At 68.4% G+C, this 20,468-nt stretch carries 23 protein-coding genes; 10 read left to right on the forward strand and 13 right to left on the reverse strand.

What is annotated here, in order from left to right; all coding sequences use genetic code 11:
- Nucleotides 1-61: 61 nt before the first annotated feature.
- Complete coding sequence (locus FHS74_RS22280) at nt 62-274, reverse strand: hypothetical protein (RefSeq protein WP_184805426.1); 213 nt, start codon at nt 272-274, stop codon at nt 62-64.
- Between the two features lie 87 nt (nt 275-361).
- Between FHS74_RS22280 and FHS74_RS22285 the strand changes: the two genes are divergently transcribed.
- Together FHS74_RS22285 and FHS74_RS22290 are read left to right on the forward strand one after the other, a co-directional pair.
- Complete coding sequence (locus tag FHS74_RS22285) at nt 362-1,804, forward strand: cryptochrome/photolyase family protein (protein WP_184805429.1); 1,443 nt, start codon at nt 362-364, stop codon at nt 1,802-1,804.
- A 76-nt stretch (nt 1,805-1,880) separates the two neighbouring features.
- Complete coding sequence (locus tag FHS74_RS22290) at nt 1,881-3,218, forward strand: NAD(P)/FAD-dependent oxidoreductase (RefSeq protein ID WP_184805432.1); 1,338 nt, start codon at nt 1,881-1,883, stop codon at nt 3,216-3,218.
- A 206-nt stretch (nt 3,219-3,424) separates the two neighbouring features.
- On the opposite strand, the gene FHS74_RS22295 is transcribed toward FHS74_RS22290, so the two are convergent.
- Together FHS74_RS22295 and FHS74_RS22300 are read right to left on the reverse strand one after the other, a co-directional pair.
- Nucleotides 3,425-4,240 carry an alpha/beta fold hydrolase gene (locus FHS74_RS22295; protein ID WP_246463296.1) on the reverse strand — a complete coding sequence of 272 codons (816 nt, stop codon included), beginning with the start codon at nt 4,238-4,240 and terminating at the stop codon, nt 3,425-3,427.
- Between the two features lie 28 nt (nt 4,241-4,268).
- Complete coding sequence (locus FHS74_RS22300) at nt 4,269-4,781, reverse strand: GNAT family N-acetyltransferase (RefSeq protein WP_184805436.1); 513 nt, start codon at nt 4,779-4,781, stop codon at nt 4,269-4,271.
- 349 nt (nt 4,782-5,130) lie between these two features.
- Here FHS74_RS22300 and FHS74_RS22305 point away from each other — a divergent pair, with 349 nt between their 5' ends.
- The 3 genes from FHS74_RS22305 (at nt 5,131) to FHS74_RS22315 (ending at nt 6,624) form a co-directional block, all read left to right on the forward strand.
- Entirely contained in the window at nt 5,131-5,943 is an 813-nt protein-coding gene (locus FHS74_RS22305; protein ID WP_211106485.1) for an N-formylglutamate amidohydrolase, read from the forward strand.
- Nucleotides 5,944-5,974: 31 nt separating this feature from the next.
- On the forward strand, nt 5,975-6,283 hold the full coding sequence (locus FHS74_RS22310; protein ID WP_184805439.1) for a DUF1244 domain-containing protein: 309 nt from the start codon (nt 5,975-5,977) through the stop codon (nt 6,281-6,283).
- An 80-nt stretch (nt 6,284-6,363) separates the two neighbouring features.
- The gene (locus FHS74_RS22315) at nt 6,364-6,624 is read left to right on the forward strand and encodes a DUF2312 domain-containing protein (protein ID WP_044560135.1); all 261 of its coding nucleotides are present in this window, start codon (nt 6,364-6,366) and stop codon (nt 6,622-6,624) included.
- Nucleotides 6,625-6,702: 78 nt separating this feature from the next.
- Here FHS74_RS22315 and FHS74_RS22320 read toward each other — a convergent pair whose 3' ends face one another.
- Both FHS74_RS22320 and FHS74_RS22325 read right to left on the reverse strand, forming a co-directional pair.
- Nucleotides 6,703-7,704, reverse strand: coding sequence for a hypothetical protein (locus tag FHS74_RS22320; RefSeq protein ID WP_184805442.1), 1,002 nt, complete (start codon nt 7,702-7,704; stop codon nt 6,703-6,705).
- Between the two features lie 96 nt (nt 7,705-7,800).
- Entirely contained in the window at nt 7,801-8,637 is an 837-nt protein-coding gene (locus FHS74_RS22325; protein WP_184805445.1) for a DODA-type extradiol aromatic ring-opening family dioxygenase, read from the reverse strand.
- A gap of 129 nt (nt 8,638-8,766) precedes the next feature.
- Here FHS74_RS22325 and FHS74_RS22330 point away from each other — a divergent pair, with 129 nt between their 5' ends.
- The 4 genes from FHS74_RS22330 to FHS74_RS22345 all read left to right on the forward strand — a co-directional run bounded on the left by FHS74_RS22330 (nt 8,767) and on the right by FHS74_RS22345 (nt 13,388).
- Nucleotides 8,767-9,711, forward strand: coding sequence for a LysR family transcriptional regulator (locus FHS74_RS22330; RefSeq protein WP_184805448.1), 945 nt, complete (start codon nt 8,767-8,769; stop codon nt 9,709-9,711).
- A gap of 77 nt (nt 9,712-9,788) precedes the next feature.
- Nucleotides 9,789-10,823 carry an aromatic ring-hydroxylating oxygenase subunit alpha gene (locus tag FHS74_RS22335; RefSeq protein ID WP_184805451.1) on the forward strand — a complete coding sequence of 345 codons (1,035 nt, stop codon included), beginning with the start codon at nt 9,789-9,791 and terminating at the stop codon, nt 10,821-10,823.
- 155 nt (nt 10,824-10,978) lie between these two features.
- Nucleotides 10,979-12,781, forward strand: a complete 1,803-nt coding sequence (locus FHS74_RS22340) for a M3 family oligoendopeptidase (protein WP_184805454.1) — start codon at nt 10,979-10,981, stop codon at nt 12,779-12,781.
- Nucleotides 12,782-12,842: 61 nt separating this feature from the next.
- Nucleotides 12,843-13,388 (forward strand): hypothetical protein, encoded by a 546-nt coding sequence (locus tag FHS74_RS22345; protein WP_184805457.1) that lies wholly within the window; start codon nt 12,843-12,845, stop codon nt 13,386-13,388.
- A gap of 85 nt (nt 13,389-13,473) precedes the next feature.
- Here FHS74_RS22345 and FHS74_RS22350 read toward each other — a convergent pair whose 3' ends face one another.
- From FHS74_RS22350 to FHS74_RS22385, 8 genes are all read right to left on the reverse strand, one after another.
- Nucleotides 13,474-13,965, reverse strand: a complete 492-nt coding sequence (locus FHS74_RS22350) for a F0F1 ATP synthase subunit B family protein (RefSeq protein ID WP_184805460.1) — start codon at nt 13,963-13,965, stop codon at nt 13,474-13,476.
- Complete coding sequence (locus FHS74_RS22355) at nt 13,965-14,618, reverse strand: F0F1 ATP synthase subunit B family protein (RefSeq protein WP_246463297.1); 654 nt, start codon at nt 14,616-14,618, stop codon at nt 13,965-13,967. The genes FHS74_RS22350 and FHS74_RS22355 overlap by 1 nt, the downstream gene beginning before the upstream one ends.
- A gap of 279 nt (nt 14,619-14,897) precedes the next feature.
- Complete coding sequence (locus tag FHS74_RS22360; RefSeq protein WP_184805463.1) at nt 14,898-15,122, reverse strand: ATP synthase subunit C family protein; 225 nt, start codon at nt 15,120-15,122, stop codon at nt 14,898-14,900.
- Between the two features lie 66 nt (nt 15,123-15,188).
- Nucleotides 15,189-15,938: a F0F1 ATP synthase subunit A gene (locus tag FHS74_RS22365; RefSeq protein ID WP_343067001.1), complete on the reverse strand. Its 750-nt coding sequence runs from the start codon at nt 15,936-15,938 to the stop codon at nt 15,189-15,191.
- On the reverse strand, nt 15,928-16,209 hold the full coding sequence (locus FHS74_RS22370; RefSeq protein WP_246463298.1) for an AtpZ/AtpI family protein: 282 nt from the start codon (nt 16,207-16,209) through the stop codon (nt 15,928-15,930). The genes FHS74_RS22365 and FHS74_RS22370 overlap by 11 nt, the downstream gene beginning before the upstream one ends.
- A gap of 303 nt (nt 16,210-16,512) precedes the next feature.
- Nucleotides 16,513-17,025 carry a copper chaperone PCu(A)C gene (locus FHS74_RS22375; protein WP_184805472.1) on the reverse strand — a complete coding sequence of 171 codons (513 nt, stop codon included), beginning with the start codon at nt 17,023-17,025 and terminating at the stop codon, nt 16,513-16,515.
- A 45-nt stretch (nt 17,026-17,070) separates the two neighbouring features.
- Nucleotides 17,071-17,700, reverse strand: coding sequence for an SCO family protein (locus tag FHS74_RS22380; RefSeq protein ID WP_343067003.1), 630 nt, complete (start codon nt 17,698-17,700; stop codon nt 17,071-17,073).
- Between the two features lie 257 nt (nt 17,701-17,957).
- Nucleotides 17,958-18,719 carry a PhoH family protein gene (locus FHS74_RS22385; protein ID WP_184805475.1) on the reverse strand — a complete coding sequence of 254 codons (762 nt, stop codon included), beginning with the start codon at nt 18,717-18,719 and terminating at the stop codon, nt 17,958-17,960.
- A 987-nt stretch (nt 18,720-19,706) separates the two neighbouring features.
- Here FHS74_RS22385 and minC point away from each other — a divergent pair.
- Nucleotides 19,707-20,468 carry a septum site-determining protein MinC gene (gene minC / locus FHS74_RS22390; RefSeq protein WP_184805478.1) on the forward strand — a complete coding sequence of 254 codons (762 nt, stop codon included), beginning with the start codon at nt 19,707-19,709 and terminating at the stop codon, nt 20,466-20,468.

Here is a 20,468-nt window from a genome sequence, read left to right on the forward strand (position 1 = left end):
CCGCCGAACGCGCTTTGGGGGGTGCGCAACCAGGCCGGGATGGGGGAACCGGTAGACTGGATCATCGAGCGGACATAGTTTCAGATAGGGTGGCCGCCGGCGAAAACAAGCACGCCAATACATCAGTATAGGGTGGGGAATAGATTTCGCCGGGGGTGATCCACCGGAAGGACGGGTACGTATCTTTTGTCATACGCGGTTCGTCCTGCGGCATATCGCCCATCATCCTGCTGAAATTGGCGCGGAAGCCCATGATCGGCAGGGTGTCCGACATTTCTTCTTGCCCGCTATTGTAGTGCCCTCCGGGCCCCCACCCCGCCGGGGGATACCGGTCCATGTGAAAAATTCTAGGGTTCGCCTGATGTCCACCGTCCCGTCCGCCGCCCCCGTCATCGTCTGGTTGCGCCAGGACCTGCGTCTTGCCGACAACCCCGCCCTGACCCACGCGGCCCAATCCGGACGGCCGGTCGTGGCGCTGTACATCCTGGACGACCAGACGCCCGGTCCCTGGGCGTTAGGCGGGGCGTCCCGCTGGTGGCTGCACCACAGCCTGTCGGCGCTGGGCGACGCGCTGGCCGCGCTGGGCTGCCCCCTGGTGCTGCGCCGGGGGCGGGCCGACGTGGCGCTGCGCGCCCTGGCGCGGGAAACGGGGGCCACCGCCGTGGTGTGGAACCGCTGCTATGAGCCCCACGCCATCGCCCGGGACAGCGCGCTCAAGGCCGACCTGAAGGACGAGGGCATCAGTGTCGACAGCTTCAACGCCGCCCTGCTGGCGGAACCCTGGACCGTGAAAACCGGCAGCGGCGGACCGTACAAGGTCTTCACCCCCTTCTGGCGGGCGGTGCGGGAGGGGCTGGACCCCGGCCCGCCGCTACCGGCGCCCAGGAAGCTGTTCGCGTTGCCCACCCCGCCCGACGGCGACCGGCTGGCCGATTGGGGCCTGCTGCCCTCCCGGCCCGACTGGGCCGGCGGCCTGCGTGACGCCTGGACGCCGGGCGAAGCCGCCGCCCAGCGTCGCCTCGCCGATTTCCTCGCCCAGGCGGTGCGGCGTTACCCGGAGGGGCGCGACTATCCCGCCCGGCCGCTGACCTCCCGCCTGTCGCCCCACCTGCATTTCGGCGAGATCTCACCCCGCCAGATCTGGGCGGCGGTGGATCATGACGGCGATGGTGTCGCGGAATTCCTGCGCGAGCTGGGCTGGCGCGAGTTCTGCCACCACCTGCTCTACCATTTCCCCGATCTGCCCCAGCGCCCGCTGAACCCCCGGTTCGAAGCCTTCGCCTGGGGCGATGACCCGGCCGCGCTGGCCGCGTGGCAGCGGGGCCGCACCGGCTATCCCATCGTCGATGCCGGCATGCGTGAGCTGTGGGCCACGGGCTGGATGCACAACCGGGTACGCATGGTGGTGGGTTCCTTCCTGGTGAAGCATCTGCTGCTGCCCTGGACCGCCGGCCAGGCCTGGTTCTGGGACACGCTGGTCGACGCGGACCTGGCCAACAACGCCGGCGGCTGGCAGTGGATCGCGGGCTGCGGTGCCGATGCCGCACCCTATTTCCGGGTGTTCAACCCGGTGCTTCAGGGACAGAAGTTCGACAGCGGGGGCGACTATGTGCGCCGCTGGGTTCCGGAGCTGGCGGGCCTGCCCGACAGCGTGCTGCACCAGCCCTGGACCGCCGACCCGCTTACCCTGCGGGCCGCCGGCGTACGCTTGGGTACCGACTATCCCCATCCGGTGGTGGACCATAAGGCGGCGCGGCAGCGGGCCCTGGACACCTTCGGGGCGATCAAGGGCGACAACGATTGACCTCTGAGGTTAAATGTCGATGGCAAATCAGATGGAAAACCAGGTCCCCGGAAGGACCGGCAGCGGGAGCACACGCATGAAGATCGCCGTCATCGGCGCCGGCATCACGGGCATGAGCTGCGCCTGGCTGCTGACGCGCCAGGGCCACGACGTGACCCTGTTCGAACAGAACGGCTATCTGGGCGGCCACTCCAACACCGTGGACGTGCCCGGACGCGGCGCCCACCCCCTGCCGGTGGACACGGGCTTCATCGTCTACAACGCCGCCACATATCCCAACCTGGTGGCGATGTTCGAGCATCTGGAGGTGCCGACGCAGGCGTCGGACATGTCCTTCGCCGTGACGCTGGATCGGGGCAAGCTGGAATATTCCGGCACCAACCTGGCCGGCATGTTCGCGCAAAAGCGCAACCTGCTGTCGCCCACCTACCATCTGATGCTGCGCGACATCCTGCGCTTCTACAAGACGGCACCAGCGCTGCTGGACCAGCCCTCGGCCGCGGCCATGACGCTGGGTGAGTATCTGGTGGCGCAGCGCTACGGCCACCGCTTCATCTATGACCATCTGCTGCCCATGGGCGCCGCCATCTGGTCATCCACCATCGGCGAGATGCTGTCCTTCCCGGTGCAGAGCTTCGTGCGCTTCTTCTGCAACCACGGCCTCCTGAAACTGAAGGAGCGGCCGCAGTGGCGCACGGTGACGGGCGGCAGCCGCAGCTACGTCACCCGCCTGACCCGGTCGCTGGAAGGCCATGTGCATACCGGCCGCGCCATCTCGGCCGTGCGCCGCACCGCTGGCGCCGTGCACATCCAGGACGCGCAAGGCTGGAGCGGCAGCTTCGACCAGGTGGTGGTGGCCACCCATGCCGACCAGGCGCTGGCCCTGCTGACCGACCCGTCAGAGGAAGAGCGCCGCGTCCTGGGCGCCTTCCGCTATCAGATGAACCGGGCGGTGCTGCACCGCGATCCCTTGCTGATGCCCCGGCGCGCCAAGGCCTGGTCCAGCTGGAACTACAGCGCCATCTCCACCCGCGACCGCGATGCCAAGGTCTCGGTCACCTACTGGATGAACCTGCTGCAGGGGCTGGACAAGCGCGTGCCCCTGTTCGTCACCCTGAACCCCATCGTCGAACCGCGCGCCTCGCTGAAGGTGCGTGAGTTCATCTACGACCACCCGCTGTTCGACCTGGCCGCCGCCACCGCCCAGCAGGAGCTGGGCCTGATCCAGGGCACACGCCGTACCTGGTTCTGCGGCGCCTATTGCGGCTTCGGCTTCCATGAGGATGGGCTGTCGGCCGGTCTGGCGGTGGCGGAATCCCTGGGCGCCCAGCGCCCCTGGCAGGTGACCGACGCGTCGCCCGCCGGCCGCAACGCCCGCCCGCGCGGCAGCGCGCATCTGGCCGCCGCCGGCTAGAGCAGATCGCCCAAAGGTGGAATCGCCTTTGGGCGTGAAGCTGCTCGCGGACAGACTCAGCTATAGCCAGCTGCGGTTCCGATTAAACGCAGCCGGCTATAGAGCAGCTTCCCGCGCGAAGTGCGAATTACCACCCCGGCCTGACCGTCAGGCCGGGCATGTGGCGTGCGGCAAGAACGCGGCTGGCAAGTCAACGCTTGAGAGGATCAGCCCGCCAGGAAGTCGGCAATGGCCAAGCCCAGCTCGGGCTTGGTCACGGCGCTCATATGGTCACCGGGGATTTCCACGTGGCGCGCCTGGGGCAAGGCGTCGGCCAGTTCCTGGGCGGAGCCGTTGTCCCGATCCTGCGCGCCGGAAGTGACCAGGACCGGAAGCGTCAGCCCGCGCAGGACCTCCAGCGGCGTATCGACAAAGGTCTCCAGCACGTTCAGCAAGGCCACGGGGTCGCCGCCCACCGTCTTCAGGAAAGCCTCCGCCATCCATTCCGGCGTGCCGCGCTGGAAGGTGCCAAGGTTGGTCAGGATGCGGCGGAAATGCTCCCCCCGGCCGGCGGTGTGCACCAGGCCGGCCAGGCCCATGCCGGCGCAGATGGCGCGGCCGGGGGTGGCGCCCCGGGCCAGCATGCGCATGGTGGTGCGCCCACCCAGCGAATAGCCGCCCAGGTCATAGTCGGTGAGGCCCAGATGGTCCACCAGCGCCAAGCCGTCCTCGGCCAGCACGTCGGCCGGGTAGGCGGAGACCTCGTGCGGCTTGGCGCTGTCACCGTGGGCACGCAAATCCGGCATGATGACGCGGAAGCCGCGCTCCGCGATCCTGGCGGCATGGCCGTACTTCAGCCAGTTGATCGTGGCGGTGGAGAAATAGCCATGGATCAGCACCAGCGGCCGCCCCTGCCCCAGTTCCCGAAAGGCCAGGCGCTGGCCGTCCCGGCCATGGAAATACTGGGGGGCGATGTCGACGGCGTTGGCCACGGTGATCAATCCGGCGTTGGGGAAACTGACGCCGCCGAGGGTAGCGCCCAACCTGCGGATTGGAAAAGATTTCGGCAGCTTAACGGCTGAGCGCCTTGCGCATGCCCCAGGCGGCCAGCTGGGTGCCGCACGCCATGGTCATCAGCTTCGGCCCCTGGCGCTGATAGCCCATGGCCTCATAGAACCCGACCGCGTTCATGGAGGAGGTGAGGGAGAGGGCGCCGGCACCGCGGCCGCGGGCCAGGTCCTCGATCTCCGCCAGCAGGCGCCGGCCGGTGCCCTTGGCCGCCACCGGATCGACATAGACGGCCCGGACCTCCGCGCTGTACAGGGCGGAGAAACCCACCACCCGGCCGGCCTGGTCGGCCACCATCACATGCTCCCCCCACTCCGTCATGGCGGCGCGGTAGTCCGCCGCCTCGCGCCCGCCCAGCAGGGCGATGAGTTGCTCGGGGGAGTAGTGCCCGGCGCAGAAGGCGTGGACGGACCGGATGTGGACCTGGCGGATGGCCTCGGCATCCGCGGTCGCCGCGGGACGGATCGCCGGCGTGGGCGCGTCGACGGGGGGTGTGCGTATGCTCGACCGGTACATGCCGCCCAATTCCAATCCTCACCCACAGGCGCCCTGGCCCCACCCGCCAGCGCGCTGGCGCCAACCGGGCCCTGGGGCGATCTAGCCGCGGTCCATTCAAACGGGGCGCGCAGGCCCTCCCGCCCCCAACGGGGACGCCTGCACGTTACCCGAGTATGCACGGGACGGAGAGGGAAAGCGAACGCCCCATCCTTTTTCCCTGCCATTTTCACGATTATTGTAACAGCCCGCAAGCCGTCGCACCGACGCGGCCCTGGGCATTAACGGTGAGGCGTGATGCCCGGGGCCTTCCATCCGGCGCCAGGGCCGCTATCTTGAAGACATCCTTCCCTGCCATGGGCCGCCCTCTTTGGACACCCCGCTGACTTCCGCCCCAGGCGCCTTCCTTGACGCGGCCGAGCCGCCGGCCGCCACCGTGATCAACCCCCGGGGCGGCGCCCCGGCGGTGTTGGTGTGCGAACACGCGTCGCGCCGCGTCCCCGCCCGCCTGGGCACCCTGGGCGTGCCCGCGGCCGACATGGAACGGCACATCGCCTGCGACATCGGGGCGGAGGCGGTGACGCGCGCGCTGGCCCGGCTGTTGGACGCGCCGGCCATCATCGCCGGCTATTCCCGCCTGGTGGTGGATTTGAACCGGCCGTTGCACAGCGCCACCCTGATGCCGGCCGTCAGCGACGGCACCCCCATCCTGGCCAACCAGGGGCTGACCGAACCGTGCCGCCAGGCGCGGCTGGAGGCCCTGTTCCATCCCTTTCACGACTCGGTGCAGGCCAGCCTGGCCGCCAAGCGCGCGGCGGGACTGGTGCCGGCCGTCATCTCCATCCACAGCTTCACGCCGATCATGGATGGCTTCCGGCGTCCCTGGCACCTGGGCGTGCTGTGGGACCAGGATGGCCGCCTGGCCCTGCCCCTCCTGGACCTGTTGCGGGCCGAGCCGGGTGTGGTGGTGGGCGACAACGCCCCCTATTCGGCACGGGATGGCGAAGGCTATACCCTGGATACGCATTCCACCCGGCCGGGATTGCCCGGCGTGCTGATCGAGGTGCGCCAGGACCTGATCAGCAATCCGGCCGGGGCGGACCAGTGGGCCGGCCTGCTGGCCCGCGCCCTTGGACGGCTGCTCGGCCGTCCCGATATACACCACGTGCTGGCCGGCACCTGAACCGGCCGCCCTTCCGCTTTGAGGATGATCCATGGTTCCCGAAATCGACGACGCCACCCGGGTGCAGCTTGAGGCCGCCGCCTTCCGTCGGCTGGTCGCGCATTTGCGTGAGCGCACCGACGTCCAGAACATCGACCTGATGAACCTGGCGGGATTCTGCCGCAACTGCCTGTCCAAATGGTACCGGGCCGCGGCGGAGGAGAAGGGCGTCGCCCTGGATTACGAGGCCGCGCGGGAAATCGTCTATGGCATGCCGTATGACGACTTCAAGCGCCTGCACCAGCGCGAGGCCACGCCGGCGCAGCAAGCGGCGTTCGAACGGAACAAGCCGACGGACTGAGACTTGCCCGCGTGCACGGGCGCGGGTAAGGTCGCGCCCTCACCATTCAGACCACCCACTTAAATGAAGAGGCATTCCCCATGTCGGACGCCCCGGTAACGGATGTTGGCGGCATCGCCGGCGAACGCCTGCGCTCCATCATCGAGCGCATCGAGCGCCTGGAAGAGGACAAGAAGGGCATCGCGGACGATATCAAGGACATCTACGCGGAAGCCAAGGGCACCGGGTTCGAGACCAAGATCCTCCGCCAGATCATCCGCCTGCGGAAGATGGAAAAGAACGACCGGCAGGAGCAGGACGCCCTGCTGGAACTCTACAAGGCCGCTCTCGGCATGGAGTGAGGCACCGGGCGTCGAGCCCTGTGACCAGTGGAACAAAGGCCGGGACGCCCCCACGGGCGCCCGGCCTTTTCCATGCCCTCAGGGCGCCGCCGCGTCCGGCTTGAAGCCAATCTCGGCACTGACCGCGTCATACAGCACGGCCGCATGCTGATAGGCCAGCACACCGGTGAGGATGCCCGGCGGGTCCCCCGCCACGCCGGAAAGATCAGTGCGCGAGGCGACGTCGGCCCCAGCGGTGTAGGACAGGCGAACGGCATCCGCGCCGGCGCCGATGGTCAGCACCGCCGGGCCCGACGCGCCACGACGTGACGGCCCGGCAGCGCCCAGCGGCACCACGCCCGCAGCGCCGCTGTCGATCACCACCGGGGCGCAGACGGGCGCGTCGTCACCGACGGTGACGCAACCGGGCAAGGCGTCGTTCATCCCCATGCCCCGGCCACGTAGGGCGGGATCCAGGGGGAATCGAGTATAGCCCGCCACCTCATCCGCCGACGGGTTCAGGACCAGGCGACCGTGCGCCCCGCCGGCACGCGGCACGTCGATGATCCAGCGGCGCGCCAGGAAGGTCAGGGGGTTGGGCAGCGGCGGTCGCCCGCCAGGGTGGGGCAGCGACACACCGATGATGGCCAGGAAACCGGCGCGGGGAATGCCGTCGCCGCCGATGCGGTAGTCGGCCGGGGACAAGGCGCGCGCGGGACAATCCGGCTTGGCCGTGATGCAGCCGACATGGCCGACCCACTGCACCGGCAGGGAGGCGGCCAAGCCCCCGATGGCAACCGAGGCGCCGCGCGCCGGGCCCTGCAAGTCCACCCCGCTGCCGTAGGGATAGTGCATCGGCGTGCCCTCACCCGCCCCTTCCGGTCCGGCCAGCAGGCGCAGGCCGAACGACCCGCTGTCCAGCATGGCCTCGACCACGCGCCCATCCACCGTCACCGGGATGGAATAGCGGGGGGTGCCATCCGGCAACCGGGTCAAGGTGATGGGAACTTCTGCCCGGGCGTCCGGGGCGTCGTCCGCCAGGGCTGGCCCCGACGCGAAAGCCAGAAGGGCCGCCATGCCCACGCGATGCAGCATTCCCATCCCGCCGTTCCCAATCCACCGTGCTCGTGCGGCGCCATTGGGACAGAAGGCGGCGACCCTGGCTAGGGGAGGTGCTTCACTTCGCCGCCACCGGCTTCAATCGAAACGGTAGGCGTCCATGGCCAGGGCCCCCAGTTGCACGCTGGCGTGCAGGCGGTGGCCGGGTTGGCCGGGGGACGCGGCGCCCACGGCGGCGAACAGCGGCAGCAGATGCTCGTCGCGCGGGTGGTTCTGGCGGGCGAAGGGCGCCCGGGCGCGGTAATCGTCCAGCGCCGCCACGTCGGCGCCGCTGACCTTGTCATGAATCCAGGACTGGAAGGCGGCGGCCCAGGGCGCCACCTCGTCCGTCCCCTCCCAGGTCAACGCCCCCAGATTGTGGGTCAGCGAGCCGGAGGCGACGATCAGCACCCCCTGGTCGCGCAAGGGGCGCAGCGCCGCCCCCAGGCGGCGATGGTAGCCGGCCCCCAGGTGCGGCTGGATGGACAGTTGGGCCACGGGGATGTCGGCTTCCGGGAACATCAGGATCAGCGGAACCCAGGCGCCGTGGTCCAGGCCCCGCGCCTGCCCGGCGGTGACGGTGATGCCGGCCGTGGCCAACGCCGCCAACGCCGTCCGCGCCACCTCCGGCGCCCCGGGCGCCGGATACCGCATCTCGAACAAGGCGCGGGGGAAGCCGCCGAAGTCGTGAATGGTTTCGGGCTGGTCCGCCACGGAGGCGGTGGGGGCCGCCGTCTCCCAATGGGCGGACAGCACCAGGATGGCGCGAGGGGCCCCCGCCGCCCGGACGTCGCGTCCCAGATCCTGCAGGAAGCGCCGCGCCGCGCTGTCCTGCAGCGCCAGCATGGGCGACCCGTGGGAGATGAAATAGACCGGCTGGCGCACCGCCGCGCCGGACGCGGGGACGGACGGGGCGATCGCGGAGGCGGGCGACATGGGCGGGGACCTTGGTTCGGGAGGACGTGACCCTGCCAACATGGCCCTGATCACGCCATTTGCCAAATCACTGGTCTTGAACATCACCATTCATGATAATGATGTCATCCCCCGCCCAGGACGCGCCCCATGGATATCAGCCAGATCGACCTGAACCTGCTGCACGTCTTCGACGCGCTGTACCGCGAGCGGCAGGTGACGCGCGCCGGACGGGCGCTGGGCCTGTCGCAGTCCGCCGTCAGCAACGCCCTGGCCCGCCTGCGCCAGCATACCGGCGATGAACTGTTCATCCGCACGCCCGCCGGCATGGTGCCCACCACCGTCGCCGACGCCATGGCCGGCCCCCTGCAGGGCGCCTTGGAGCAGGTGCGGACGGCGCTGGCGGCGCGGCGCCCCTTCCAACCCTGCGAGGCGCAGGACGCGGTGACTGTGGGCCTGTCCGACCATGCCGAGTTCGTGCTGGGCCCGCCCCTGGTGGCGGCCTTGCGGGCGGAGGCGCCCGGCCTGTCGCTGGTGTTGCGCCATGCCGACAAGGACAACGCCCTGCCGGGGCTGGAATCGGGCCTGTTGGACCTGGCGCTGGGCATCCTGCCCGATCCGCCGACCCATATGACGCGGCAGATGCTGGTGCGTGACAGCCTGTCCGTCCTGATGCGCCCAGGCCATCCGGCGCTGGACACCCCATGGACCCTGGAGACCTATCTGGCCTATCCGCACCTGCTGGTGTCGGCCACGGCGTCGCGCGTGGGGGCTGTGGACCGGATGCTGGAGACGCTGGGCCGGCAGCGCAGCTTGGCGGTCGTGGCCTCCCACCTGCTGGCGGCGGCCCCGATGCTGCGCGACAGCGACTTGTTCTGCACCATGCCGGCCCGGGTGGCGCACCCCCTGGCGTCGGCCTTCGGCCTGGCGGCGCGGCCGCTGCCCCTGGAGGGGACGCCCGGCATGCGCCTGTCCATGGTCTGGCACCGCCGGCTGGACAGCCACCCGGCCCACGCCTGGCTGCGCCGCCGGGTGGCGGAGGTGGCGCGGGGCCTGCCGCCCATCCCCGGAATGGCCGAGGCGGTGGCCGCTTGACCTGTCTCATTGGCCGTACCCCATCCCCGATGTAAAGTGCGGCCCTCGATTCTTCCCTGCTATCCGGTGACGACGCCTTGGCCGAGCCCAACTTTTTCCTGGACGACATCTGGTACTTCGCCCTGAACGGCGGCAGCCTGGCGCCCGGCGCCATGCAGGCCGTGACCCTGCTGGGCCAGCCCATGCTGTTCGGCCGCACGACGGATGGTGCCGTCTTCGCCCTGCGCGACATCTGCCCTCACCGTGGCATCCCGCTGTCCTGCGGTCGATTCGACGGGACGGAGGTGGAATGCTGCTATCACGGCTGGCGCTTCGACCGGGAAGGCCAGTGCACCGACATCCCCTCGCTGGTGGAGGGGCAGGATTTCGATCTGGCCCGCATCCGCGTGCGCAGGTACCCGGTGCGGGAGATCAGCGGCAACGTCTGGGTCTGGATGGGCACGGGTGAGCCCGACCAGGAACCGCCGCAGCCGCCAGGCCTGCCCGCCGACAAGCAGCCCGACATGGTCATGACCATGGATTTCCCCTGCCACCTGGACCATGCGGTGGTGGGCCTGATGGACCCGGCGCACGGCCCCTTCGTCCACCAGTCCTGGTTCTGGCGCACGCCCAAGTCCATTCACGCCAAGGAAAAGGCCTTCGGCCCCGGCCCCTTCGGCTTCGTCATGAAGAAGCACCGGCCCTCCAGCAACTCCCGCGCCTACGCCATCCTCGGCGGGGTGCCTGAGACGGAGATTTCCTTCCGCCTGCCGGGTATCCGGACCGAAACCATCGAGGCTGGCCAGAACCGGGTGTGGAACCTGACGGCGGTGACCCCGTTGGATGAGCAGAACACCCGCATCACCAATATGTTCTACTGGACCATGCCGTGGGCCAATCTGCTGAAGCCGGTGTTCCGGCCCATCGCCCGGCGTTTCCTGGGCCAGGACCGGGACGCGGTGGTCATGCAGCAGCAGGGCCTGCGCCACAACCCGACACTGATGCTGATCAAGGACGCCGACACCCAGGCACGTTGGTACTATCAGCTGAAGAATGAGTTCCGCCGCGCGCGCGAAGAAAAGCGCCCCTTCGAAAATCCCGTGCGCGATACCGTCCTGCGCTGGCGCAGCTAAGGGGACGATCCGGTATAGAGATCACCCAAAGGCGGCATCGCCTTTGGGCGTGAAGCTGCTCACGGAAAGACTCCGCTATAGCCGGCTATGGTTCCGATTAAGCGCAGCCGGCTATAGTCTCATCCGACATTTCGCTGGATGAGACGCCGGACCCCATGACCGCGACCACCGACACCGTTTCCCTGGGGCCTCTGCCCACCTGGGACCTGTCCGACCTGTACGCCGGGCCGGACAGCCCGGCCCTGAACGCCGATTTGGACCGGGTGGCCAGGGAGGCGCAGGCCTTCCACCAGCGCTATGCCGCCAAGCTGCCCAAGCTGTCGGGACGGGAGCTGGGCCAGGCCGTCGAGACATACGAGGCGCTGGATGAGACGCTGACGCGGATCATGAGCTACGCCGGCCTGCTCTATGCCGGCGACCAGAGCAACGGCGCCATCGCCCGTTTCCACCAGTCCATGCAGGAGAGGGTGACCGCCATCTCCGTCCACCTGCTGTTCTTCACCCTGGAACTGAACCAGCTGGAGGACAAGGACATCGCCGCCAAGCTGAAGGCGCCGGAGTTGCGGCGCTATGCCGCCTGGCTGCGCGACGTGCGCATTTTCCGCCCCCACCAGCTGTCGGACGAGGTGGAGCGTTTCCTGCACGAGAAGGCGGTGGTGGGCCGTACCGCCTGGACCCGCCTGTTCGATGAGACGATGGCATCGTTACGCTTCCGAATCGATGGCCGGGACCTGACCTCGGCGGAGGCGCTGAACCTGCTATCCGCGCCGGAGACCGCCACACGCCAGGCGGCGGCGTTGGAAATCGGCGCGGTGCTGGGCCGCAACATCAAGCTGTTCACCCTGATCACCAACACCCTGGCCAAGGACAAGGAGATCGAGGACAAGTGGCGCCGCTATGACCAGCCCTGGTCGGCGCGCAACCTGTCCAACCGGGTGGAGGACGGGGTGGTGGAGGCGCTGGTCGGCGCCGTCAAGGACAGCTACCCCCAGCTGTCGCACCGCTATTACACCCTGAAGGCCAAATGGTTCGGCGGCGACACCCTGGACTATTGGGACCGCAACGCCCCCCTGCCCGACGGGACGGAGCCCACCATCCCCTGGGAGGAGGCGCGGGAGATCGTGCTGTCCTCCTACGCCCGTTTCAGCCCGGATCTGGCCGCCGTGGGCCGGCGCTTCTTCGACAATGCCTGGATCGACGCGCCCGTGCGGCCAGGCAAGAACCCCGGCGCCTTCGCCCACCCCACCGTGCCCAGCGCCCACCCCTATCTGCTGGTCAACTACATGGGCAAGACGCGGGACGTCATGACGCTGGCCCATGAACTGGGCCACGGCGTGCACCAGGTGCTGGCGGGCGCCCAGGGCCACCTGCAGTCCGACACGCCCCTGACCCTGGCGGAGACGGCCAGCGTGTTCGGGGAGATGCTGACCTTCCGCGGCCTGCTGGCGGCCGAGACCCACCCCGCCCGCCGCCGCGCCCTGCTGGCCGGCAAGGTGGAAGACATGCTGAACACCGTCGTGCGCCAGACGGCGTTCTACGATTTCGAGCGCCGGGTCCATGCCGAACGCCGCCAGGGCGAACTGTCGGAGGACCGTCTGGGCCAACTCTGGCAGGCGGTACAGACGGAGAGCCTGGGGCCGGCCCTGCGATTCGATGAGGGATACGCGACCTACTGGTCCTACATCCCCCACTTCATTCATTCACCCTTCTACGTCTACGCCTACGCCTTCGGCGACTGCCTGGTGAACAGCCTCTATGCGGCCTTCGAGGAAGCGACTACCCACAATGGGTCCGACGCCTTCGCCCGGCGCTATCTGGAGATGCTGGCGGCCGGCGGCACCAAGCGGCATAAGGAACTGCTGGTGCCCTTCGGCCTGGACGCCACCGACCCCGCCTTCTGGCACAAGGGGCTGGGCATGCTGAAGGGCTTCATCGATGAGTTGGAGGCGCTGGGCTGAGCGCCTTTTCAGCTGTTATGGTTCCGATTCGGGCATTCTTTTCATACGAAGAACAACAACCATGAACCACCGCATTTCCCGCCTCCTCTGCCTGCTGGCGGTCCTGGCTTTCAGCGCCGCCCCGGGCACGGCGCTGGCGGCCGCCAAACCGAAACACGAATCGGCCAAGCCGCCGGCGAAGGCGAAGGACCTCAACGGCTGGGGCCAGGTGACCTGGGGCATGACCCACAAGCAGATCATGGCCGCCTACCCCAAGGCGCGGGAGTTCGAGATGACCCCCAAGGACGACAAGGGCGGCGCGCACGTCCGCTACCTGTTCGGCCTGGAAAGCGTGCGCCTGGGCGGCTGCGCCTATGCCGTGGATTTCGAGATGAAGAAGAACGCCCTGCGCCGCGTCACCCTCTATGGCCAGGAGGCGTCCAAGGACTGCGGCGACGGGGTCGACGCGCAACTGGTGAAGCAGCTGGGCGCCCCCGCCGGCCGGCAGAAGGACGCCGACTCGGCCAGCGCCGAGTGGAAGGCCGGCCACACCAAGGTCACCCTGCGCCGGGGCATCGGCAAGGCCGCGCGCAAGGTGGCGCCAGTGGTGGAGTATCAGCCGAAGTAGGTGATGCCGGCGGCTCCGGAATCAAAAAGGGCGGCCCCGATGGGACCGCCCTTTTTCATGTCGACTGACCGGACCCCGGCGGGGATCAGTGCAGCTTGGCCGGCAATTCGTCGATCGCGGCGGCGACCATGGCGTCGCTGCGCGACTGGTCGATGCTCTGGGCCAACAGACTCTCGGTGGCGGCCAGCGCCACGTCCACGGCCAGGCTGCGCACCTGCTGCAAGGCGGCGGCCTCGGCCTGGGCGATCTTCTCCAGGGCCTGGGCCTCGCGGCGCTTCAGCGTGGCTTCCAGGTCCGCTTCCGCGTGCTGGCGGATGCGGTCGGCCTCTTCACGGGCCGACGCGATGATGGCGTCGGCTTCCTTCAGGGCGTCCCGCTGCTTCTTCTGATAGGCGGTCAGGGCCGCCTCGGCGTCCTGGCGCAGCTTGTTCGCGGTCTCGATTTCCAGGCGGATCTTCTCCGCCCGGGCATCCAGGCTCTTGCCCAGGGCGCCCAGGCCGCCCTTCCAGACGACCAGCGCCACGAAGACGACGAAGGCGACGCCAACCCAGAAAGTGGGATTCTGCAGATCGAACATCACGCACGCTCCTTCAGGGCGGCATCCACGGCGCCATCGACACCGGCCTGGTCAGGCTCGACACCCGCCAGCTTGATGACGGCGGCGGCGGCGGCCTCGGCGGCCACGGCGCGGACATTGGCCAGCGCGGTCTGCTTCTGGCCCTCGATGCGGGCCTCGGCGTCCTTCTGCTTGGCGGCCAGGCCGGCAGCGACATCGGCCGTGCGCTGGGCGGCGGCGGCATCGGCGGCGACGGCGGTCTCGTTCAGCAGCTTGTGCGCGCTGGCGCGGGCTTCGGCGACGGCCTTCTCATAGGCGGCGACGATGGCGTCGGTTTCCGCCTTCAGCTGCGTCGCCTTGTCCAGATCGCCGGAAATCTTGGCCTCACGGGCCTCAAGAACGGCGCCGACGCGCGGCAGGCCGACCTTGGCCACCAGCAGGTACAGCGTGCCGAAGGTGAGGGCCAGCCAGAAAATCTGTGAGGGGAAGGTCTTGGCGTTGAGCTGGGGCAGGCCCTTCTCATCATGCACGCCGGTTTCCTGCTCCACACCGGGCTCGGCATGGGTGGCTTCTTCACCCGACCGCGCGAACGACGGCGTGCCGCCCAGGGCCACCGTCAGGACGGCGGCGGCGGCAAGGCCCTTCAGCCACACCATGAGCCTTGGATTCACCATGAAGATCACCTTGATTGCGAGATCGCCCGGATCTGGAGTCTGGCGCCAAAATCATCCAAGAGCATAAACCCTGGGACACCCAGCACCGGGCCATCGCCGGAAATCGGATCGAAACCTGGGAACGGGATCGGCGAAACGGCGGGCCTGGCGGCCGTGAACATGGGTACAGGGGCGCCACCGGGTATACCGGAAGCGCCCCCTATGCCCACTTCAAACGCGGGCGGCCTTCCCCGGATGGGGCGGACCGCCGCGACCGTTCCATCAAGCCCAGGGGCAGGCTTAGGCGAACAGGATCAGGAAGGCGATCAGCAGCGCGAACAGCGCGACGGCTTCGGTCAGCGCGAAGCCCAGAATGCCGATCGGGAACACGGAGGCGCGGGCGGCCGGGTTACGGCCAACGGCGGCGATCAGGTTGGCGAAAATGTTGCCGATGCCGATGCCGACACCAGCCAGGGCGAACATGGCCAGACCGGCGCCGATGAACTTAGCGGCTTGCGGATCCATTATAGACTTCCTCTGTGATGGAACGGTTGAAAGGTGAAGACGGGCTCTACCGATAGACGACCGGTATCAGTGCAGCTCGATCGCGTCGCGGATGTAGAGGCAGGTCAGGACGGTGAAAACGTAGGCCTGCAGGAAGGCCACCATGATCTCAAAGCCGATCAGGGCCACGTTGATGGCCACCGGAACGGCGCCGGCCAGCCACCCGACCGCGCCCAGCGCGCCGATCATGGTGATGGTGAAGCCGGCGAAAACCTTCAACATGGTATGGCCCGCCATCATGTTGGCGAACAGACGAATGGACAGGCTGACCGGACGCATCAGGTAGGAGATGACCTCGATGAGGACCAGCAGCGGCGCTAGGGCCAACGGCGCGCCCGGCGGCAGGAAGAAGCTGAAGAAGTGGAAGCCGTGACGGATCACCGCGACGATGGTCACGAACACGAACACCATGGCGGCCAGCGCGAAGGTGACGATGATATGGCTGGTGAAGGTGAAGGTGCCCGGGATCATGCCGATCATGTTTCCGAACAGCACGAAGGCGAAAACCGAGAACACCAAGGGGAAATAGGGCCGCGCCTCGGCGCCGGCATTGTCCCGCACGATACCCGCCACGAATTCGTACAACAGCTCCGCCACCGACTGCAGCCGGCCGGGGACCAGCGCGCGGGCGGCGGTGCCGACGGTCAGCAGGGCGGTGACAAGCACGGCCGCGACCACCATGTAAAAGGAGGAATTGGTGAAGGAGACGTCGTGCCCGGCGAGATGCAGAGGAACGATCTGCTCAATGCGAAACTGATGCAGCGGATCAGTGGCCACGATTCCCCTCACCTTCATCCTTGGCGGGGGTGGAGTTGGTTCCGCCCCCTGAGTTGGCGTCCGCATCCGGCCGCCGGTATCCTACCGCGTATCCCATGCCGTTGACGGCCCGGTATACGTTCAACATCGCGGCCGCCGACCCCAGGACGAACATGCCGATCAGTCCCCAGGGCGACGTGCCCAGCCAGCGATCGATGACCAAACCGCCACCGACGCCAACCACCATCGCCGCGACCAGCTCCGCCCCTATGCGAAACGCGACGCCAAGCAAACCATTCCCAGCCTCATCCTTCCGCCGTGACGGAGAGGAGGAGGAGGCGTCGGCGCCGCGTCGCGCTTCCCGCAGCCGGGCTTCAAGCTCATCCAAGGAAGGCGGGGGTGTCTGGTCCGTCAAGGTCTGAACCCCTGGAGGTATGCCCCTTCCGCCGCAGTGGAGTCGTCGCCATGCGAAAGCGGCGGCACCATACGGGGCGGCCCACCCCCTGTCAAGTCGCAAAAGTACAGTGCCAAGTATCTGATTCTAAAGAACTATTTTGACCCCCTGCGTGGCGCGCACAGGGGCGATGCCACAAGCTCAGCCCGGCCCGTGTCCGCCACCCTGCGTAGCACCGCCGCCCATGCCCGGCTCCGCCCCCGGCGCCAGCACCGTCGCCTCGACCGTGAGAGGCGCCGCGACCTTGAATCGCAGGGTCAAATGGACGCGCTCACCCACCCGCAGCGGCTGGGTCAGGCCCATCAGCATGATGTGCGCGCCCTCGGGCTTCAGCGTCACCGTGCCGCCCGCCGGCAGGGCCACCCCGTCCGCCAGCGGCCGCATGCGGGCGATGCCGTCCACCACCTCCGCCAGGTGGATTTGCGCCATCTTGGCCACGTCGGCCTCCACCGCCACCAGCCGGTCGGCCGGCCCCTTGTTGCGCAGGGTGACGAAAGCCACGCCGGCCCTGGCCCCCCGGATGGTGGGCCGGGACCAGGCGGCGGAGGCCTCGACGGTGGACGCGGCATCCTGGGCATCGGCGGGGCCGGGTGTGACAGCCGCCAGCGCCGCCGCCATGAGGAGCGGCGCGAGGATGGAGCGGACGCGGATCATGGTTTCATTCCTGTCGAACACGGCCTTGTCATTTCCCCGCTGGAATCACTTCCCCGCTGGCCCCTTGGCCATGGCCTCGCGGATGCCCTTTACCATGTCTTCCGCCGTGGTGCCCCGGGCGAAGATGGTGGCCAGGCGGTTGTCCGGGTCCATCAGGTAGACATAGGTCGAGTGGTCCATGAGATAGTTTTCCGGGTCGTCGCCGTTGACCTTGGCGGCGTAGACCCGCCAGGCCCGCGTGGCCGCCCCCACCTGGGCCGCCGTGCCGGTCAGGCCCACCAGCCGGGGATGGAACTGGGCCACGTAGTCCGACAGCTGTTGCGGCGTGTCGCGACCGGGATCAACGGTGACGAAGATGGGCTGGACCTTTTCGCCCTCCGGCCCCAGCTGGTCCATGGCCTGGGCCATGACCTGCAACTCGGTGGGGCAAATGTCGGGGCAGAAGGTGTAGCCGAAGAACATCAGCCGCCAGGACCCGGCATAGCTTTTCTCCGTGACGGCCTTGCCCGACTGGTCCACCAGGGTGAAGGGCCCACCCACGGCGACGCCGGGCACGATCTGGCCGCCGCCGGCGGTTGGCGCCGCCCCGGTGCTGCTGGCGCTGGACGCCGGGCGTGAGGACGGTGGCGCGCCCAGCCACCAGGCCACGAGGGCGGCCAGGCCAAGCGCCGGCACCAGGGTAAGCAGCAGGCGGATCAGACGTTTCCTAACAACGGCCCCACCAACAACTCGAGGTGAGAAAAGCGCTGCAATAAGAAAAACGACCACTCCCACGACAAGAGCAATCAGAGCGTGGATTAGATATCTGGGCATGGACTGCCTGCTCGGCGTGATAGTAGGTCGCCTGTAACGTAACTCGCGCCGCGCCCGAAAACAAAGGCGGGCGGCGCCACCGGCACCGCCCGCCCCCGCTTGTCAGTTCAGGAAACGCCTTACAGCACGGTCAGCATGCTGGCCACCAGGGGGTGGCGCACGATGTCGCGCTCGTTCAGGCGGACGACGGCGATACCCTCCACCGGTTCCAGCCGGTTGGCGATGTCGGCCAGGCCCGACAGGCCGTTCAGCAGGTCGGACTGGTCGGGGTCGCCGGTCAGCACCATGGTGGAATGCCAGCCCAGGCGGGTCAGCAGCATCTTGATCTGGCCGTAGGTGCAGTTCTGCGCCTCATCAATGACGATGAAGGCGTTGTTCAGCGTGCGGCCGCGCATGAAGCCCACCGGCGCGATCTCGATCGTGCCTTCGGCCATCATGGTGCGCAGGCGCTTGCCGCCCAGGCGGTCGTTCAGCGCGTCGTAGAGCGGGCGCAGGAAGGGGGCCATCTTTTCCCCCATGTCGCCCGGCAGATAGCCGATGCTCTCCCCCGCCTCGATGGCGGGGCGCGACAGGATGATGCGGTCGACGCTGCCGGCCTCCAGCGCTTCCACCGCGCTGGAAATGGCCAGGTAGGTCTTGCCCGTGCCCGCCGGCCCCAGGGCCAGCGCCAGGTTGTGCGCCTGGATCGCCTCCATCAGCACCTTCTGATTGGGGCTTTGAGGCTTGACCTTGCGTATGTAGCTCTGGTCCCGCCGTTCCTCGATGGGATCCCAGGTGCCGCTGGCGGGAGCGGGGCGGGCGGGAGCCGCATCGGGGAAAAGCGGGCGCACCTTGTCGGCGCTGGAGCCGCCGGAAGTCACCTTCACTGGACGCTTGGCCATATCTGTCTCCTCAGTCACACCGGATTGCGCCGCGGGCGCATGCCCGCGGCCTGGTTACCAGGCAGGCAGGAACCGCGCGCCGGGCGGCGGCGGGGGTTGGGACCCCAGGCGCCGGAGACCGGGCACGAAAAAACCGCATCCCCGTGCGGGGGGCATGCGGTTTGGTGGGAGCCATCGTCGGGGGCCGACAGGGCAGCGCCACGGATCGTCCACATCCCCCTCCGGGGGCCGATGCGGAAACGCAGCGATGGTCGGTGCGGGGCGATGGCGGCCTTGCGAGGGCCAACGGCGGCGGGGACATCGGGGGGAGGTTCTCCCCCCGGCGGGCACACGGCAGCAAAGGCAGCGGCGCACAGTTTGGCAATACCCCGACCCGTCATTCTTGAGTGACGACCCTGGTATGCATCCTACCGCAGGTGCGAGCGTCTGTCAGCAAGCCATGGGGCTTACATCAAAGATTCATACCCATATCTAGTGGCCGGGGCGCCACCCGAGTCGCCGCAGCGCGGTAGGCGCGGCCCTCCCGAGTCGCCATCCCCATGCCCATTCGGCATAAGGCGGCCCGTGGCTTGCGACCCACCGGCCGGCGCCGCGGCGGCGCAAACGCCCCCGTGATTCAAGAGGCTGCCGGGATACGCGCCCAACCGGGGGCCGCGCCCAACCACCCCGAAGGTGCATCCGGACTCAATAAATATTGTGTGGGTCGGCGCTTTCCGCTCAAAATATGGATCTGAGGATTCCCTTGACGCCTGTTCCCATCTGGTCTTGAAACGCGCCTTCGATGGGTTCGGCCCGTGGTGCCATCCTTCCCGCTTCGGGCAAGGCGGCGCCGCCGCATCTCAAGGACCCTCTGCCCCCCGCGGGCGGTCACCATGCTGCCCCCGGCCCCCGGTCCGGGACAGGGTGGTTTCCATTGCGCGCGGGACCGGGGCGACGGTCAGGTGGACGCGGTCAGGCGAACTAGGGACTTAAGGGGTCAAGGGCGAGATGAGCAACCAGGTGGCATTTCGGGACGCGCCGTTCCAACTGCGCGGCAGCAACTTCACCATGATGGTGCTGAAGGTTTCGGACCCGCATGCCCAGAATTTCTTTTTCGCCCTGTCGGACAAGGTGCGTCAGGCGCCCAATTTTTTCCGCAATGCGCCGGTAGTGCTGGACCTGGATGACCTTCCCCCGGGACAGAGCTTTGATTTTGAGAATTTCTGTGACCTGTTGCGCACCTTGGGCCTGATCGCGGTGGGCCTGCAGGGCGGCACCCGCGAACAGCAGGAGGCGGCGCTGGCCGTTGGCCTGGCCGTGTTTCCGCAGGGACGCGCCACGCCCGACGCCGCGCCGGCGCCCCGCCCCGCCGCCGTGGCCGACGTGCCCGCCCCCGCCGTGGTCGCGCCGGCCCCGGCCCATGACCTGCCCTACCAGAAGGCCACCCTGCTGGTGCGGGAGAATGTGCGGTCCGGCCGGCAGCTGTACGCCCAGGGTGGCGATCTGGTGGTCATCGGGTCGGTGTCGCCGGGGGCCGAGCTGGTCGCCGACGGCAACATCCACGTCTACGGCGCGTTGCGCGGCCGCGCGCTGGCGGGCATGGCGGGTGATCGCACCGCCCGCATCTTCTGCCAAAGCCTGGAGGCGGAGATGGTCTCCATCGCCGGGCTGTACCGGGTGAGCGAGGATTTGGAGAAGTCCGTCCTCCGCCGCCAGGTCCAGATCTACCTGGACCAGGGCTTCCTGCATATCGATCCGGTCACCGTCTGA

The organism is Nitrospirillum iridis (assembly GCF_014205765.1).
GTDB lineage: Bacteria > Pseudomonadota > Alphaproteobacteria > Azospirillales > Azospirillaceae > Nitrospirillum > Nitrospirillum iridis.

What these genes read in the sequence shown, in the direction of transcription:
- FHS74_RS22280 (WP_184805426.1), bottom strand. Translation starts at nt 274, where the DNA reads ATGTCGGACACCCTGCCGATCATGGGCTTCCGCGCCAATTTCAGCAGG.
- FHS74_RS22315 (WP_044560135.1), top strand. Translation starts at nt 6,364, where the DNA reads ATGTCGGACGCCCCGGTAACGGATGTTGGCGGCATCGCCGGCGAACGC.
- FHS74_RS22285 (WP_184805429.1), top strand. Translation starts at nt 362, where the DNA reads ATGTCCACCGTCCCGTCCGCCGCCCCCGTCATCGTCTGGTTGCGCCAG.
- FHS74_RS22350 (WP_184805460.1), bottom strand. Translation starts at nt 13,965, where the DNA reads ATGTTCGATCTGCAGAATCCCACTTTCTGGGTTGGCGTCGCCTTCGTC.
- FHS74_RS22355 (WP_246463297.1), bottom strand. Translation starts at nt 14,618, where the DNA reads ATGGTGAATCCAAGGCTCATGGTGTGGCTGAAGGGCCTTGCCGCCGCC.
- FHS74_RS22325 (WP_184805445.1), bottom strand. Translation starts at nt 8,637, where the DNA reads ATGTCGCCCGCCTCCGCGATCGCCCCGTCCGTCCCCGCGTCCGGCGCG.
- FHS74_RS22320 (WP_184805442.1), bottom strand. Translation starts at nt 7,704, where the DNA reads ATGGGAATGCTGCATCGCGTGGGCATGGCGGCCCTTCTGGCTTTCGCG.
- FHS74_RS22330 (WP_184805448.1), top strand. Translation starts at nt 8,767, where the DNA reads ATGGATATCAGCCAGATCGACCTGAACCTGCTGCACGTCTTCGACGCG.
- FHS74_RS22385 (WP_184805475.1), bottom strand. Translation starts at nt 18,719, where the DNA reads ATGGCCAAGCGTCCAGTGAAGGTGACTTCCGGCGGCTCCAGCGCCGAC.
- FHS74_RS22345 (WP_184805457.1), top strand. Translation starts at nt 12,843, where the DNA reads ATGAACCACCGCATTTCCCGCCTCCTCTGCCTGCTGGCGGTCCTGGCT.
- FHS74_RS22310 (WP_184805439.1), top strand. Translation starts at nt 5,975, where the DNA reads ATGGTTCCCGAAATCGACGACGCCACCCGGGTGCAGCTTGAGGCCGCC.
- FHS74_RS22360 (WP_184805463.1), bottom strand. Translation starts at nt 15,122, where the DNA reads ATGGATCCGCAAGCCGCTAAGTTCATCGGCGCCGGTCTGGCCATGTTC.
- minC (WP_184805478.1), top strand. Translation starts at nt 19,707, where the DNA reads ATGAGCAACCAGGTGGCATTTCGGGACGCGCCGTTCCAACTGCGCGGC.
- FHS74_RS22375 (WP_184805472.1), bottom strand. Translation starts at nt 17,025, where the DNA reads ATGATCCGCGTCCGCTCCATCCTCGCGCCGCTCCTCATGGCGGCGGCG.
- FHS74_RS22340 (WP_184805454.1), top strand. Translation starts at nt 10,979, where the DNA reads ATGACCGCGACCACCGACACCGTTTCCCTGGGGCCTCTGCCCACCTGG.
- FHS74_RS22290 (WP_184805432.1), top strand. Translation starts at nt 1,881, where the DNA reads ATGAAGATCGCCGTCATCGGCGCCGGCATCACGGGCATGAGCTGCGCC.
- FHS74_RS22300 (WP_184805436.1), bottom strand. Translation starts at nt 4,781, where the DNA reads ATGTACCGGTCGAGCATACGCACACCCCCCGTCGACGCGCCCACGCCG.